The 16,605-nt window shown below is 68.8% G+C and carries 10 protein-coding genes; 6 read left to right on the top strand and 4 right to left on the bottom strand.

What is annotated here, in order from left to right:
* The first annotated feature begins 13 nt into the window (after positions 1 to 13).
* Positions 14 to 1,465, top strand: coding sequence for an NADP-dependent phosphogluconate dehydrogenase (gene gndA / locus AB0D57_RS31650; RefSeq protein ID WP_362080705.1), 1,452 nt, complete (start codon positions 14 to 16; stop codon positions 1,463 to 1,465).
* A gap of 347 nt (positions 1,466 to 1,812) precedes the next feature.
* Here the strand turns inward: gndA and AB0D57_RS31645 are convergent, their stop codons facing one another.
* From AB0D57_RS31645 to AB0D57_RS31630, 4 genes are all read right to left on the bottom strand, one after another.
* Positions 1,813 to 4,185, bottom strand: coding sequence for a GH92 family glycosyl hydrolase (locus AB0D57_RS31645; protein ID WP_362080702.1), 2,373 nt, complete (start codon positions 4,183 to 4,185; stop codon positions 1,813 to 1,815).
* A 169-nt stretch (positions 4,186 to 4,354) separates the two neighbouring features.
* A complete protein-coding gene (locus AB0D57_RS31640) occupies positions 4,355 to 4,798 on the bottom strand; it encodes an NPCBM/NEW2 domain-containing protein (RefSeq protein ID WP_362080699.1) in 444 nt (147 codons plus the stop codon).
* Complete coding sequence (locus tag AB0D57_RS31635; protein ID WP_362080696.1) at positions 4,795 to 6,999, bottom strand: glycoside hydrolase family 97 catalytic domain-containing protein; 2,205 nt, start codon at positions 6,997 to 6,999, stop codon at positions 4,795 to 4,797. Before AB0D57_RS31635 ends, AB0D57_RS31640 begins: the two co-directional genes overlap by 4 nt.
* Positions 7,000 to 7,070: 71 nt before the next feature.
* Positions 7,071 to 10,196, bottom strand: coding sequence for a discoidin domain-containing protein (locus AB0D57_RS31630; protein WP_362080693.1), 3,126 nt, complete (start codon positions 10,194 to 10,196; stop codon positions 7,071 to 7,073).
* Between the two features lie 490 nt (positions 10,197 to 10,686).
* Here AB0D57_RS31630 and AB0D57_RS31625 point away from each other — a divergent pair, with 490 nt between their 5' ends.
* The 5 genes from AB0D57_RS31625 to AB0D57_RS31605 are packed head-to-tail and all read left to right on the top strand — an operon-like array spanning position 10,687 to position 16,593.
* A complete protein-coding gene (locus tag AB0D57_RS31625; protein ID WP_362080690.1) occupies positions 10,687 to 12,018 on the top strand; it encodes an ABC transporter substrate-binding protein in 1,332 nt (443 codons plus the stop codon).
* Positions 12,015 to 12,965, top strand: coding sequence for a sugar ABC transporter permease (locus AB0D57_RS31620; RefSeq protein WP_362080687.1), 951 nt, complete (start codon positions 12,015 to 12,017; stop codon positions 12,963 to 12,965). The genes AB0D57_RS31625 and AB0D57_RS31620 overlap by 4 nt, the downstream gene beginning before the upstream one ends.
* Positions 12,965 to 13,837, top strand: a complete 873-nt coding sequence (locus AB0D57_RS31615) for a carbohydrate ABC transporter permease (RefSeq protein ID WP_362080683.1) — start codon at positions 12,965 to 12,967, stop codon at positions 13,835 to 13,837. Before AB0D57_RS31620 ends, AB0D57_RS31615 begins: the two co-directional genes overlap by 1 nt.
* A gap of 3 nt (positions 13,838 to 13,840) precedes the next feature.
* Entirely contained in the window at positions 13,841 to 14,452 is a 612-nt protein-coding gene (locus AB0D57_RS31610; RefSeq protein ID WP_362080680.1) for a hypothetical protein, read from the top strand.
* Positions 14,453 to 14,460: 8 nt separating this feature from the next.
* Positions 14,461 to 16,593 (top strand): hypothetical protein, encoded by a 2,133-nt coding sequence (locus AB0D57_RS31605; protein WP_362080677.1) that lies wholly within the window; start codon positions 14,461 to 14,463, stop codon positions 16,591 to 16,593.
* The last annotated feature ends 12 nt before the right edge of the window (positions 16,594 to 16,605 follow it).

Below are 16,605 nucleotides of genomic sequence, written 5' to 3'. Positions count from 1 at the left end.
GAAAGAGGTCCAGATGAACACCAGCGCAGCGGCAAACATAGGCGTCGTCGGGCTGGCGGTGATGGGATCGAACCTGGCGCGCAACCTCGCTTCCCGCGAGGGCAACACCGTCGCCGTCTACAACCGCACTCATGCTCGTACCGAAGAACTCGTCAACGGGCACCCTGAGGCGGGCTTCATCGCCGCCGCGTCGATCGACGAGTTCGTCGCGTCACTGGCGAGGCCGCGTACCGCGATCATCATGGTGCAGGCAGGAGCGGGCACGGACGCGGTCATCGACCAGCTCGCCGAGCGCTTCGGGCCCGGCGACATCATCGTCGACGGCGGCAACGCGAATTTCCAGGACTCCATCGCCCGTGAGCAGCGGATGGCTCCCACCGGCATCCACTTCGTCGGCGTCGGCGTCTCCGGCGGCGAGGAGGGTGCGCTCAACGGCCCGTCGATCATGCCGGGCGGCTCGGAGGAGTCCTACCGGACCCTCGGGCCGATCCTCGCGTCGATCGCCGCGGTCGCCGAGGGCGAGCCCTGTGTCACGCACGTGGGCACCGACGGCGCCGGTCACTTCGTCAAGATGATCCACAACGGCATCGAGTACGCCGACATGCAGTTGATCGGCGAGGCGTACGACCTCCTGCGGACGGTGGGCGGTCTCCAGCCGCGGGCCATCGCCGACATCTTCGCCGAGTGGAACAAGGGCCCGCTCGAGTCCTACCTGATCGAGATCACCGCAGAAATCCTGCGCCAGGTCGACGCCACCACCAAAGAGCCGTTCGTGGATGTCGTACTGGACCAGGCCGGCTCCAAGGGCACCGGTGTGTGGACCGTGCAGAACGCCCTCGATCTCGGCATCCCGGTGGGCGGCATCGCCGAAGCCGTGTTCGCCCGTGCCGTCTCCTCCAAGCCGGCGCAGCGCGCGGCGGTGCGACGGCTGGTCACCTCCCGCCCGGAAGTACAGAAGGCCGGCTCCGCTTTCGCGGAGGACGTCGCCAAGGCCCTCTACGCTTCAAAGGTCGTCTCCTACGCGCAGGGCTTCGACGCCATCGTCGCCGGCGCCGAGAAGTACGGCTGGAACATCCACAAGGACAGGATCGCCAAGATCTGGCGCGGCGGCTGCATCATCCGTGCGCGCTTCCTCAACCGTATAGCGGAGGCGTACACCGAGAATCCAGACATCGCCACGCTGCTCGAAGCACCGTACTTCGCACAGGCCGTCGCCGAGGGAGAGGCCGCCTGGCGTCGCATCGTCGCTACTGCCGCACTCTCCGGGGTACCGGTCCCGGGCTTCAGTTCTGCACTCGGCTACTTCGACTCACTGGCCGCCGAGCGGCTCCCCGCAGCGCTCATCCAGGGACAGCGCGACTTCTTCGGCGCCCACACCTACCGGCGCACAGACAAGGAAGGCACGTTCCACACCCTGTGGTCCGGCGACCGCACCGAGATCGAGGTCGAAGGCTCCAGCCACTGACCCGCTCGGGCTGCAGCTCATCGGGCACCCTGACCGCTCGGGCCCACCCTTCGCAGTCGGACACGCCATGGAACAAGCGGCCGCGCACGGCGGTGCTGGAGGACCCCTGTAGGTCATACGTACCAACACACGCTGAGAGAGCGGCCGTTGGGCCTGCGCGGTGTCGTAGTCCGGCCCGGGTGCGCCGGTACTTCTGCGACCGGAGAAGCTGTTCCCGCCGGACGTTCGTCGAGCGGGTCGGCGGACTGACGGAGCGGCACCGCCGACCGAGTATCGGAGGGGCCCGGCCACGCCTGGCCCGACGTCCCGCCCCTCCGAGAGGAGCGGGACTCATGAGGCGTCCGGTGTCACCTCAGCGCAGGTGGCGCGGCCTGTGCGGACGTCCCCCACTCCGAAGGCCGCGGGCCCACAGTGAAGGCGAGCGAGCGCAGGGAGCGCAGCGCGTCGGTCGTCAGGTAGGTCCGGTCGTAGGCGGTCCCGTCCGTGCGCGCCGACTGGATGTAGCGGTCGTCCTCTGAGGTACCGGGTGCCGTCACCGTCAGGGCACCGCGCGGGTAGTAGCGGCGGTCGAGCGTGAGATCGACCCGCTCGAAGACGGGGGTGGACAGGCCCCACGTGTCGTAGCCGGGCTGTACCGGGAAGATCCCGATCGACGACAGCACGTTCCAGGCGGACATCGTCCCCAGGTCGTCGTTGCCGGTCATGCCGGTCGGCGCGTCCGTGAAGAGGGTCAGCGCGGCATGCACCACGTCGGTCGTCTTCCACGGCTGGCCGGTCGACAGGTAGGTGTACGGGGCGATGAGGTCGGGCTCGTTCTGCGGGTTGTACTTGTCGGCGTTGTAGTAGTCGTACGGGCCGTTGACCCACACCTCGCGGGCCGTCTTCGCCGGGTCCTTCAGCAGCTGCTCGTAGGCGAAGAAGGAGTCCAGTCGCTCGTTCGCGGTGTGCGCGCCGCCGATCAGGTCGATCATGCCTGGCAGGTCCTGCGGCACGAGCCACTGGTACTGCCAGGCCGTGCCCTCGTGGAAGCCCTCGCTCTGCGCCGGGTCGGCCGGTCCCGCAAAGGCCCCGGAGGCGTCACGGGCCCGGAAGAAGCCGGTCGAGGCGTCGAAGACGTTCCGGTAGCTCTGGGATCGGGCGGCGTACCGCTCCGCGTCCACCCGGTGTCCGAGATCCCGCGCCATCTGGGCGAGCATCGCGTCCGACAGGGCGTACTCCAGGGTCGCCGAAGCCCCGTGGTCGTAGTCCGAGTCGCCCGGCTTCACGTGCGGGCGGCCCTTGATGTACGGCGCGAAGCCGTTTGCGAGGTACTCCTTGTTGGCCTCCCGACCCACCGCCGGCGAGTTCGCGGGCGGTACCCCGTCGGCGTTCTTCTTCAGGGCGCGGTACGCCTGCTCCTCGTACCCCCCGAGCAGGCCCTGCTGGTAGGCGTTGGTCAGGAACGGTGTGACCGGATCCCCGGTCATGATGTTCGTCTCGACCGTGCCGTAGCCCCACTTGGGCAGCCAGCCAGCCTCCTCGTCGATCTTGATCACGGAGATCGCCATGTCGCGGGCCTCGCGCGGTGCGAGCAGCGTGAGGAGCTGCGACTGGGTGCGGTAGGTGTCCCACAGGGACCAGTTCTGGTAGTACGTGAAGCCCTTCGCGCGGTGGACCTTCTGGTCCCAGCCGGTGTAGCGGCCGTCGGCGTCACTGCCGATGTTGGGCGCGAGGAACGACCGGTACAGGGACGAGTAGAAGGTGCGGCGCAGGCTGTCGCTGCCGCCCTGGGCGCGGACGTCGTCGAGCCGGTCCTCCCACGCCCGGTTGGCTGCACTACGGACGTCGTCGAACGAACGGCCGCCTTCGGCGCGGAGGTTGACCGCTGCGCCGCGCGCGTCGACGTAGGAGAGGGCGGTGGTCGCCTCGACGGTGCGGTCCTTGGCCGTGTCGAAGCGGAGGTAGGCGCCGTCGCGGCCGGTCTTCGAGCCCGCCGTGACGGTGTCGCCGTCCCAGGTGCCGTACGCCGTGAACGGCCGGTCGAAGCGGGTGATCGTGTACACGGTGTACGGCAAGGTGTCCTGGCAGAAGCCGCTGCCGTTGATCGCGGTGCGCACGGTCCGGTTGTCGAGGATCTCGACCTGGGTGGAGACCTTCTTGTGCAGCGACTGGCCCGCGTTGAGCAGGACGTTGGCCTTGTCGGTGGCGGGGAAGGTGTAGCGCTGCACTCCGGTGCGCTCGGTCGCCGTCACCTCGGCGTCGATGCCGGAACCGAGACCCACCTTGTAGTAGCCGGGGCTCGCCTCCTCGTTGTCGTGGCTGAACTCGGCGGCGTACTTGGCGTAGTCCGTCTCGGTGACATCACCCGTGGTCGGCAGCACCGGCAAGTCGCCGCCCAGGCCGCAGCCGACGCCGGAGAGATGGATCAGGGAGAAGCCCCGGATGTGGTTCTGCGAGTAGTCGTAACCGGTGTTGTGACCGGTGTCCGGCGAGAACTGCACCATGCCGAAGGGCACGGCGGCCCCGGGGTAGGTGTTGCCTTCGTTCTCGGTTCCGATGAACGGGTTGACCAGATCGGTGAGTTGGGCGTCGCTCGGCTGGGCAGCCTGGGCAGCCTGGGCAGCCTGGGCAGCCTGGGCAGCCTGCGCAGCCTGGGCAGCCTGGGCGACCGGAACGGCGAACAGCGCGGAGGCTGTCACCGCCCCTGCCACGCACAGGCGCAGGCGCCGGGTCCATCTCATGTCGGAAGACCTCCGGGGGATACACGTCGTTGTCTGCATGGTCAGGGGACAGGGGACAGGGGACAGGGGACAGGGGACAGGGGTCAGGGGCCAGTTCGGTCGCCGGGCACCTCGTAGGGGTCGCCGTGGCGGCCGAGGGCCGGCACTGCCGCCGGCCCTCGAAACGCCGCTATTCAGTGGTGTCAGTGGTGACCTGACGCAGTTGTGCGTCCGCCCAGTCCGCGTGGTCGAAGTTGATGCCGTCGCCGCCGTCGGTGACGCGCAGCGTCAGGCGCTGCACCCCGCGGACGTCGACGTCGAGTGCGCGAGCGGCGTCCGCGGGGGTCATCACCTCGGTCCGTGCGAGCAGTTGCCCGTCACCCAGCACTTCGAAGACGACCGTGGCGGCGCCGCCGACCTCGTCGTCGACGCCCACGTCGGCCCGGAAACGGTCGTACGCGCCACGGATGTCGACGGACACCTCGGCCGTGGCATGCATGCCGAGGCCCTTGTCGTACGCGGTGCCGCGGATGCGCAGGGGACCGCCGTCGCCTCGGGCGCTTTCCCCGTTCGAAGCGTCGCGTTCGACCGGCCCCCAGCCGTTGCGCTCCTCCGCGAACGGCAGATCGCTCACGTAGTCCACTCCCGGCGGCGCGACGAACACCCGTACCGTCCGCTCCTGGCGCAGCGCGGGGACGCCCGCCTTTGGACGCGCACGGTGGCGCGTGTGCTGAGCGCGGCGCCGGTGGCGAGTTCGTCGGCGTGAGCGGTGCCGTCCGTGACCGTCCACCCCTGCGGGGCGCTCACCCGCACGGTGGCGTCGCGTGCCGGACCGAAGTCCTCCACCTGGAACGTGCCTTCGACATCGACCGTTGTCCCCGCGTCCGCCTCCGCCTTCTGCGGTGTGGCCGACAACTCGGTCAACGGCATGCGGTCCACGGGCCGGTCGCACGTGGTGCGGCCAGGCAGGGCACGGCAGATCAGGGCGGCGAAGCCGCCGCCCGCCGACGTGGGGACCGTCAGGACGTCGCGGCGGTCGGCGACCCGGGTCTCGCGGACCAGACCGTCCGGTCCGTCACGCAGGACCTCCAGCCGCCAGCGTCCGGCGCCGAGGAAGTCCAGCGGTACGCGCCGCGTGGCAGACCCGTCGGCGGCGGTGACGTCGCCGACGAACCAGCGGTCGCCGTTACGCCGTGCGAAGGTCGCCCCGTCACCGGGGCGCCCGGACAGCAGCCGCGTCTCGTCCCAGACGGTCGGTACCTGCTCCAGGAACCGTTCGAGTTCAGGACGGGAACGGTACTCCTCCACCGAACCCGCGAAGTTCTGGAAACCGGACTCGTACACGACGGACAGGGCCAGTTCCGCGGCCTCCGAGGTGTTACGGGTGCCGAACTGGAATCCCATGGGCGTGTAGTCCATGGATCCCACCACATTCCGCGTGTACGGCAGTGTGGTGACGTCGGCGAGAGACACGTTGCCCTGCTCGGCACCGTAGACCGCCTCCATCGACATGACGTGCGGCCAGGTTCGCTGGATGCCGTGCGGGATGGTCGATCCGTGGAAGTTGACCAGCAGGTGCCGTTCGGCGGTCGCCTCAAGGATGTCGTCGTACCAGCGGAAACGCTCCTGCGCATCCGAGTCCATGAAGTCGATCTTCAACCCGGCCGCGCCCCACGCCTTGACCCTGTCCAGGGTCTCCTCGCGTTCGGCGGCCGTGTCCAGATCGGACCAGTGCATCCACACCAGGATCTTCACACCACGCCGCTGCGCGTACTCGATGAGCCGCGGCATCCAGTCCTCGGTCTTCCACCCGTCGTCCACCAGCGTGTACTCCCAGCCGTGGGCGGCGCTGTAGTCGACGAACCGCTGCTGGGTCTCCAGGCTGCGCTGCGCCGCGCCGAAGCCGGCCAGCCAGGACCAGGCGACCTTCCCAGGGTGAATCCACGCGGTGTCCGCCACCCGGGAGTCGGGCGCCAGGTCGTCGACGAGGGTGGACTCCGTGACGGTGGCCAGGTCACCGATGACGGCGGTGCGCCACGGCGTGGCCAGCGGGCCCGCCGAGTCGATGCGTCCGTCGGCGAGTTCCACGGCGTAGCGGCCGCTTCCGGCGTCGTGCGCGAGACGGCTGCCGGCATAACGGCCGTCCACGTCCGACTCCGTGAGCAGGACATAGGACTCGCCGACCCGGAAGAGCGAAGGGTACGCGTAGTCGCCCGCCGCGGCGCCTGCAGCGGTGGTTTCGGTGCGGGGCCGTTCGTAGTTGGGTGTGTACGGCATCAGCCACGCCGTGGCCTCATCCGGCACCTGGAAGGCGGAAGCCTCGCCGAGCACCGTCACCTCGTCGTCGCCGGGCAGGACATAGCGGTAGGCGAACCCGTCGTCCGAGACACGGACGACCAGGTCGAGCCGGGCACCATCGTCCTTGGCGAAGGAGAACCGCGCCTCGGTCATATGGGCCACACGCCGGCGCTGCTTGCCGGTCGTCGTGGAGTACTGTTCGGTCACTTTCCGTACGGTGTGGCCACGAAGCCGCAGACCGGCGGTCAGGTCGGAGGCATCGGTGGTGATGCCGACCGGGGCGGGCTCGAGCACGGTGGTGCTGCCTCGACGTACGCCCAGCGACAAGGTGCCTCGTGTGTCGTCGAGTTGCAGATGCGCGGTCAGGTCGTCGCCGGGCTCTCCCGCCCTGTGCGTCAATTTCCACGACGTGGCCGCCGCGCTCCCGGTGGCCGCCGCGGCCGGGGGATTGGGACTTCCGAGTGCCACGGTGGCGCTCACAGCTGCGGCGAGCAACGTCAGCAGCCTGCGTCTGAACCGGTGCGTTCCTGCGTGCACGTAGGCCTCCACTTGAGTCCGACAACGTTGTCAGTTCTGGCGTCCCACTCCTCAGGGGAGTGCTCCTCAGGTCACGAGGTGATGGTGAGGGACGTGAGTGCGGTGTGGCCTTCGGCCGGGGCGGTGACTCGGAGTGCCACATAGCGGGCCGTGCTGTCGGTGCGCAGCAGTCCGCGCGCCGTCAGCCGTGCCGCTCCGGTGTATGTACGGCCGTCCCTGCTGAACTCGGCCTGCGCTGCCGGGATGTGCCCGCCCCGCCACTGAGTGCGGATCTCCGTGATGTGCCGCTCGGCACCCAGGTCGACGACCATCCGACCGTCCGGGCCGGGGGTCCACGCGGTGCCCTCGTCCCCGTCGACCGCGGCGTTCGGGTCCGTCATGCCGGGCGGCAACGGTGCGGTCGGGAAGGCGGGGCGGCCGAGTGCGAGATCGGCAAGCGGGTACGCCGTGGCGCGCGGCACGGTGACCGTGGTCGTACGGCCCGCACGGACCGTGGCGTCGAGGCTCCTGCCCTGAGCGGAGACAGTGACGTGGCAGGAGGGTCCGCCGAGTCGCACCGTGCGGCCGTCGAGCACCTCGGCGCGCAGACCGACGGGAACGCGCTCCCCGGAGAGGACGAAGCGCGCTGGCAGCAACACGGCGGAGGCGGCGGACAGTTCGGCTCGATATGCCGTGCCCGATTCGGTGACGGTCTGGACACCCTCGTACAGGCGGATTCCGTCGGAGTGCGAGCCCGGGATCGTCACTGTGGTGGTCACCGGATCCGAGGAGAGGTTGAACAGGCTCAGGTAGTCGTCGGTGAGAGCGGCCTTCACCTGGGCGGACTGCACCGAGGGGCTCTTCCGGACGGCTGCGGCGCGCAGCCGCTCGGGCGTCGCGCCCGGGAGTCCCTCGACCACAAGCCCCTCGGCCGGTCCGTCGGAGAGGACGACCGTGTTGCCGTACACCGAGATCGGGTTGGTACCGCCGCGCACGACGAGACCGGCACGGCCGTCGATGTCCAGCCAGCCGCCGCGGCTGGTGAGGTCCGCCCGCGGCCAGGCGGCCAGGTCGGCCCACTTCTGGCCGTCGACCGATCCCTGCATCCGGTACGCGCGGCCCGCCGCGGTCTCCCAGCGCAGCGTCACCCGGTCCACGTCCAGGGCCGCGCCCAGATCGACGGTGATCCAACTGTCCACGCGAGGACGGTCCGCACGGGACACCGCCCAACGGGTCGAGCCGTCGCCGTCGACCGCGAGTGCGGGCTCCTTGCCCGGGTCGAAGGAGGACGCGGAGGCCGTCGCCCCGGCGCCGCGCGCCAGATCGGCGCCCGTGGCTCCGTCGCGTATCTCGAAAGCGTACAGCGAATAGCCGTACGAGGGGTCGGGGCGTGTCCCGAGCATCCGCAGATGGCGGAACCGGCCGCGAGGAAAGGTGAGTTCGTCGACTCGCGGGCCGCCGGGAGTCGAGGTGCCGGCCTCTGCCGCGACCGTGGCGCTCCCCTCGGCCGCCCGGTACGTGCGGCTTCCGTCCAGCCCCGGCATCCCGGGCATGCTCAGGTTGTGCACCTCCAGGTGCCCTTCCCCGGCGGCCGTACCGGAGGTCGCGTACACGACGGCGCCGGACGGCAGAGTGGTGAACCCCGCGTACCCGGCGTCCAGGGTGAGCAGGCTCGCGCTGCCGTCGAACCCGTCCCGCAGCCGGGAGTACGCGACGACCGGCCGTCCGGTGACCTTGGCGCTGGTGCTCGGCAGGAACATCGGTGTCGTACCGCTGAGTGCGAACAGCCAGTCGTCATGGGCCGGTTGCCAGGCGAACTTCACGAAACCGGCCTTGCTGACCACACCGGCCCATGCGCCCGGTGACTGATGGGAGACGAGGCCGGGACCCGAGCCGTAGTCGCTGACGCCGCTCGCCTGCTCGAAGAGCTCGCGCTGTGACAGGGGACGCACGGGTGCGTTCCCCGACCGCGCCCGCCACTCGTGGAGCAGATAGCTGATGGCCAGTTCGGCGCGCGCCTCCGGTTCGTACTTGGGCTCGCCCGAGAACTTCGCGAGGCGATACTGCGGCGGGTACGCCTGGTAGGCCTCCAGCCGTTCGGCCAGGGCGAGTTCGCAGCGGGCCGCGGCGCGGTCTCCGACCACCTGCGCGAGGAAGGCGAGCGGAATGACGTCCCGACCGTAGAGGTGTTCGCGGTCGGCGACCATCGGCATCAGGGGCTCTCCCGCATCGCTCATCACCCCGAGCAGGGTGCGCCACAACGGCGCGGCATTCGGCTGCTCCGTGAGCACCTCGGGCAGGGCGCGGCCCGCCACGAGGAAGTGGGCGCTGTTGCGTCCCGACGTACGCCAGAGTTCTTCCTGGTAGTGCGGGCCGAACGAGCCGTGGTTCTCGACGATGAACGTGTCGTACAGGTTCTGCGCGGAGTTCGCGCTGACGGCGACCCCGTCCACGCGGGCCGGGTTGGCGAGGTCGGCGGCCGGCAGCCCCGCCTCGTTGCGGCTCCACCGGCCGAAGGCGGCGCGCCATGCCTCGTACCGCGGATCGTCGCTCGCCCAGGCCAGACCGGGGGCCAGAGACTGGGTATAGACCCCCATCTCCTCCAGCTTGGTGTCGCCTTCGAACCCCCCGCTCAGGCCGTGCGGGGTCCAGCCGGCGGAGTCGGGATCATCGGCCGTGCCCAACTGGGCGGTGTACTGCGCCTGTTCGCGGGCAATGTTGTCGACGTCCCGGCGCGTCGCCTCGTCGAGGTCGTCCCACAACAGGCGGGCCGCGAGCACGAAGTACGACTGGAACGTGGTGTCCCAGAACAGCTTCCGCCCCCACTGGGCGCCGCCGGTCAGCCGGTTGGACGCCGCGAAGTGCTTCACGGTGGCGACGGTCCTGGCGCGCAGGGTGTCCTTGTCGACTCCGGCACGCTCGGCGTCGTACGGGCCCCGGGTCAGCAGGACGGCGTTGCCGAGCACGACCGCGAAGCCGAAGTCCTTGTCGGTGTAATGGCCTTGGGCCGCATCCCACTGCTGTTCCGACCAGCGGGTGTGGGCGAGGAGGACGCGGTAGTACGTGTCGGAGACAGGGTCCGCTCCTGGAGTGGGGGTGGTTGTCGCGGCGGAGGCCCGGCCCGAACCCAGGGCGAGCGGGAAGGCGGCCACGGTGCCGGTGGCGCCGACCAGTTGTATGGCCTGACGGCGGGTGAACCCCACGAGGTGCTGCGACATCGGCGATACCCTTCGACAACGTTGTCAGAGCGTGCGGTCATTCTGTGGCCGCGCCGTGTGCACGTCAAGGCTCTTGGAGCCCCTTGCGGCACTCGGCGGGTCACGCGTGACGACCGATGTGTGCGCGCCTGGCCTAATCAAGCATTTCCTGCCGCCCCATTGACCGACTGCTCGAACGCCGCTTAGGTTCCCCCAAGGCGAAAGCGCTTGCTGTCGCCTACCGTTCACCCCGCGCAGCCCCATCGACTGCTTTCCCGCGCCGCGCCACGTCTCGTTCGCCTGACGGAGAATTCCTCGTGATCACGCGCACACTGCGATCTTCCTCTCGACGCCTGTCGCGATGGCAACGTTGTCATCGCGCCCTGTCGAGGACCACCGTCAACGGCGGCTCGCGGGCTCCTGGTCGCGTACCTCGCACGCTCTGTCGGGAGACCCACCGCTCCTGATTTCTGACAACGATGTCAATTGCCACGCACCAGGGGACACCGCCATGACACGACCCAGCATCCGCCGGAGGCGAGGCACTCTCGGCGCCGCCGCAGGCACCGTGCTCGCCCTGCTCCTCGCCGGCCTCACCAGCTGCTCCAGCGGCAACGGCCAGAACGCGGAAGCGGGCGGGAAAGTGACGCTCACCTTCACCTGGTGGGGCAACGAGGACCGCGCGCAACGCACCAACGAAGCCGTGAACCTCTTCGAGAAGCGACACCCAGGCGTCACGGTTCGCACCTCCTTCGCGGGCTACGAGGCGTATGTGCAGAAGCTCGCCACGCAGGCGGCGGGCGGCGACCTGCCCGACGTGGCGCAGCTCGACTACCGGCAGATCTCCCAGTACGCGGGCAGCGGCACCCTCCTGAACCTCGGCCCCTACATCAAGAGCCGCACGCTACGGACCGCCGACTTCGACAAGGGCCTGACCCGCACCGGTGCCTACGAGGGCCGGCAGTACGCGCTCCCCATGGGCCGGGGATCGACCGGATTCGCCTACGACTCCACGGTCTTCAGGAAAGCCGGAGTCGCGACGCCTCGGCCCGGCTGGACCTGGGACGACTGGGTCGAGGCAGGCAAGAAGGTCAGCGCGCTCGGAATGAAGGGCCCCAACGGTCACGCCTACACCGGCCTTACCGACATCGGTGTGAACGAGGACGCCTTCGAGAACTGGCTGCGCGGCAAGGGCAAGAAGCTCTACGCCTCCCAGCACCAGCTCGGCTTCACCGCCGACGACCTGGCCGATTTCTGGACCTTCACCGACAGGCTGCGCCGCCAGGGCATCGCCTCACAGGCCAAGGACACCGCTCAGATCAGCGGCGCCGTCGAGGACACCCCGATGGGCCGAGGGCTGGCGGCGACCGACTTCAACTGGGACGGCCCCTTCCTCGGATATCCGCCGCTGCTCGGCGAGAACGTCCACCTCGCGCCCGTGCCCACGACCGACGGCAGGGCCGGCCAGTACTTCAAGCCGACCATGCTCATCGGCGCGGGCGCGGCAACCCACCATCCCAAGGAGGCCGCCGAGTTGATCGACTTCTTGCTCAACGACCCCGACGCGGGCACGATCCTCGGCGTCACCCGCTCCACACCTCCCAACCGGAAGGTCGCCGCAGCGATCGGCAAGGGCCTCACCGGCGCGGAGAAGGAGGCCTACGGCTACGGGCGCAAAATCGCCGCCTACGGCACGGAAGCACCGCCGATGGCACCACCCCGTGGCGACGTCGTCCTCCAGGTCTCCTTCACCCGCACCTACCAGCGGGTCATCTACGAGATGCAGAGCCCGCGGCAGGCCGCCGACGAGTTCGTTGCCGAGGCGAAGAGGGAGCTGCGATGACCACCACGGCCATCCCGCCCGTCACCGCACCCGATTCCGCGAGGCCGCGGGAACGGCGTGGGCGCGGTGGACGACTCCGGCCCGCCTACGTTTTCCTCTCCCCGTGGATCCTCGGGGTTGTCCTCCTGACGCTCGCGCCCATGGCCGTGTCCTTGTACCTGTCGTTCACCGACTACAACCTCTTCGACGCCCCCAAGTGGGTGGGGCTGCGCAACTACACCGACATGTTCACCGCGGACCCGCGTTATTGGCGGTCGGTGGGCACCACGCTCCTGTATGTCGTGGTTGCCGTCCCGCTCAAACTGGCCCTCGCACTGGGCGTCGCGCTGCTGCTCAGGAGCACGCGCAGGGCCAAGGGTTTCTACCGCTCGGCCTTCTACGCCCCCTCACTGCTCGGCGCGAGCATGTCGATCGCGCTGGTCTGGCGAGCGCTCTACAACGACGGCGGCACCGTGGACGACGTGCTGTCCTCCATCGGTATCCACACCGGTGGTTGGGTCGCCGACCCCCACCTCGCGGTGTTCGTCGTCGCCCTGCTCTCCGCCTGGCAGTTCGGCGCCCCGATGGTCATTTTCCTGGCCGGGCTGCAGCAGATCCCGTCCGACCTGTACGAGGCCGCGGCACTCGACGGCGCGGGACAGTGGCGGCGGTTCGTGTCCGTGACGCTGCCGATGCTCTCCCCGGTGCTCTTCTTCAACCTGGTGCTGGAGACCATCCAGTCCTTCCAGGTCTTCACACCCGCGTTCGCGATCAGCGGCGGCAAGGGCGGCCCGGCCGACTCGACCATGTTCTACACGCTCTACCTCTACGAACGTGGCTTCTCCGCCTCACACATGGGCTACGCCTCCGCCATGGCGTGGATCCTGCTCCTGGCCATCGGCGCGGTGACGCTCGTCCTTTTCAAGACCTCGCGCTCCTGGGTCTTCTACGCCAACGAGGGGGCCTGATGGCTACGACCGCGCCCGGCCTCAAGAGCAACGACAGCCGAGCTCGCACCGTGACCGTGGTGAAGCACATCGGACTGCTGGCCACGCTGCTCGTCCTTCTCTACCCGCTGGTCTGGCTGCTTGCCACGTCTCTCAAGCCTGCGGACGAAGTCCTCACCAGCCTGAAGTTGCTGCCGAGCCGATTCGAGTGGGCGAACTACACCACTGCCCTGGACGGTGTCAGCGGTGTCACCGTGTCCCGGCTCCTGATCAATTCCCTCCTGATCAGCGTGGGTTCGGTCATAGGGAACGTCGTGTCCTGCTCGCTCGCCGCCTATGCCTTCGCCCGGCTGCGCTTCCGCATGCGGGGCGTGATGTTCGGCTTCATGATCGCGACGATGATGCTGCCGCACCACGCCGTGCTGATCCCGCAGTACATCATCTTCAACAAGCTCGGCATGGTGGACACCTACTGGCCGCTGATCCTGCCCAAGTTCCTCGCCACGGAAGCGTTCTTCGTTTTCCTCATCGTGCAGTTCATGCGCGGCCTGCCACGTGAGCTGGACGAGGCCGCCCGCATCGACGGGTGCGGGCCGTTCCGGATCTTCTGGTCGGTCGTCCTCCCGCTGACCCGGCCCGCGCTGATCACCACCGCGATCTTCACCTTCATCTGGAGCTGGAACGACTTCTTCACCCAGCTGATCTACCTCTTCGACCCGGAGAAGTTCACGATCACGCTGGCCCTGCGCAACTTCGTCGACCAGTCGAGCAGTTCCGCGTACGGCCCGATGTTCGCGATGTCGGTGATCTCGCTTCTGCCGATCGTCCTGTTCTTCTTCGCCTTCCAGCGCTATCTGGTGCAGGGCATGGCGACGTCCGGGCTGAAGGGTTGAGCCGTGCGTTCTCTCGTGCACGAACGCCGGGAGCCGGGTGAGCTGTTCGGCCGTCGCTTCTCGCTCTTCGCCGACATGCTCGCCGTCGGCCTGGCCGCAGCGGTCGCTTCCCTGCCGCTCATCACAGCTCCGGTGGCGCTGGCCGCGGCCAGCGCCGTCCTGCGGCGCGCGATCCGCGAGGACCGTCCGGTGACGCTGGGGGAGTACGTCACCGAGTTTCGCGCCTACGGACTCCTGCGTTCCCTGCTGGCGGGCGTGACGGTCTTCGCGGCTCTGACCTTGGTCGTCCTCGACCTGATGCTCGCAAGGGCAGGCCTTCCGGGCGCCCGCCCGGTGTCGTGGGCACTGACCGCTCTCGCGGCAGTGGGACTCGTCCTTGCCCTGCGCACCGCCGCGGATCCGGAGGCGGCGCGCGGCTGGCGTCCGGCCCTGCGCCGGGCCGTGACACGCTCCATTACCGATCCGGCGGGCTGCGCCCTGATCGCGGCAGCCATCGGGCTGTGCGTCGCGTTCCTGTGGATGCTGCCGCTGCTCGCCCCGCTCCTGCCCGGGCCGCTGGCCTTCGCCGTCACGGCCGTCGAACTCCGTAACGAGCCTCCCTCCGACGAAAGGTGATCTTCGCCATGCCTCCTGTGAGCCGCCGTCTCTTCCTCGGTGCGGCCTCGGCCGCCTTCCTTGCCACAGGCACCGGACCCGCCGCCGCGGTGTCGGACACCATCCGACACAGATCCAGAGACTGGACCTTCGAGAACGACTCCCTGCGTGCCACCGTGACCTACCGGAACGGCCGGATCCACCTCACCCGGATCCTCAACAAGTGCGCCGGAAGCGACTATCTGAGTGCCCCCTCGTTGCTCTTCGCTCACGAACTCGACGGTGCCGACACCGTGCGTGCGGACGACGGAGGGTGGCGCCTGGGAGCGACGACCAGGGAACTCATCACCGTACGCACGAAGGAGAGGTCCTGGCGGGTCGGGGAGCGCGTCCGCATCCCCCTGCGCAGAACCGTGCCCTGCCCGTTCCGCGTCACCTTGGTCTTCGAGATCTACGACGGTGACGCGGGCCTGCGCTACTTCACGCTCGTCCGAAACGAGGACCCGGCCCGCGAACTCACCCTCACTCGCTCCACCGTGATCGACCTACGGCTGCCCTACGAGCCGCACACCCTCCACTACGTCCCGAACATGAAGTGGTTCAGCACCCGCGGGTCGCTGAGCACCGAACCCGTCGGCAGGTCCTGGCCGAAGAAGGCCCTCACCGTGTACGACACCGGGCACGGCTGGAGCGTGAGTCCCGAGCTCAACTGGAAGACTCAGCGTGGCAACGGCAACTACCCGACCGACTACATGCTGCCGCCGTTCGCCGGCATCAACGCCTGGCACGAGCAGGACACCGTCTCCGTGGACACGCACCCCGAATCGCTGCAACTGACGCTGCTGCCGGGGGAGGAGTTCGAGTACCTCGCGGTGAACCTCACGGTCTTCAAGGGCGACGTCGTCGACGGCAAGATGGCCGACGAGCTGCACTTCCGCAAGCGCTTCAAGTACCACCACACGACCACGCTCTTCCACCAGAACGACTGGGACTACCGCGGCGGCCCGGGCCACGAACTGCCCGCCGGCTACTACTACGACACCGTCATCCCGCAGACCAGGCGGGCGGGCCTCGACATGGTGATGCTCGACGACTACTGGAACACCACGCGCGACTCCATCGAACCCAGCGACGCCATGAAGAAGTCCATCACCAGCCTGGCCACGCTCTCGAAGACCCTCAAGGACAACGGACTCGGCTTCGGTCTGTGGTTCTCCCTGTCGGGAGACGGCCACCTCAAGGGCCGCGACCTCGCCGACCCGTCCCAACTCGCCTACAAGAGAGGCCAGATCGAGACACTGCTCAACGACTACGGCGTCACCCAGCACATGATCGACCTCACCGAGTACTGGCAGAACGAGCAGACGACTGCCTACTCGCACGCGAGTGACAACGTCTACCGCAAGGCCGTCCTGACCCGGATGATGCTCAACGACCTCGTGACGAAGAACCCCCAGTACCTGCCCAAGCTCACCAGCGAACTCGACATCGCCCCCACGCAGGGCGACCGCAACAACGGCCTGCTGCACATCGCGTACAACGGCTGGAACACCTCCAACGGAGGCATCACCGGAGAGGACCTGTCGCTGCGCACGGCGCTCACCGCGTTCGGACACCTGCCGATGGGCGCCACCTACATGAACGGCGGCAAGATGACCGGCCGCATGGAGGACTACTACTCCTACATGGCCGTCCGGGCGGTCAAGTTCGGCCAGGATCCAGGCGACCCGAGCAAGTGGCCGGAGGCGGCGGTGAAGCTGATGGGCGTCTTCAACGCCTGGCGCAGGCGGCCCGAGATCACCGCCCTGACGGACGGCCAGTTCTTGCCCGTCCACCTGGGCCAGGGCTGGGACACGACGGAGTGGGACAGCGGCAAGGGCCCGTATGTGTGGATGTGGGCGGACGCCTCGCGCCGCACCGCCCTCCTCATCGCGACCGCGGCCGGAACACCCCAGACCACCGTCGATGCGAAGGTGCGCTGGCTGAAGGGCCGTACGACCTACGCCGTCACCGACATCACGATCGATGACGACGGCAGCCAGGCCCACGCCGCGAAGGGGGAGTTCACGGGCGAGCAGCTGCGCACCGAGGGACTGCCGGTCGACCTGTCCGAGAACACCTCGAAGGGCAAGGCATTTTGGTTGGAGGCGGTGGTGCGGTGAGGCGTCGGGACC

It is taken from the genome of Streptomyces sp. NPDC048275 (assembly GCF_040652275.1).
In the GTDB taxonomy this organism is placed as follows: Bacteria; Actinomycetota; Actinomycetes; order Streptomycetales; family Streptomycetaceae; genus Streptomyces.
The sequence above is the reverse complement of the archived record's forward strand: the minus strand, read 5'-3'. Positions and strand labels throughout refer to the sequence as shown.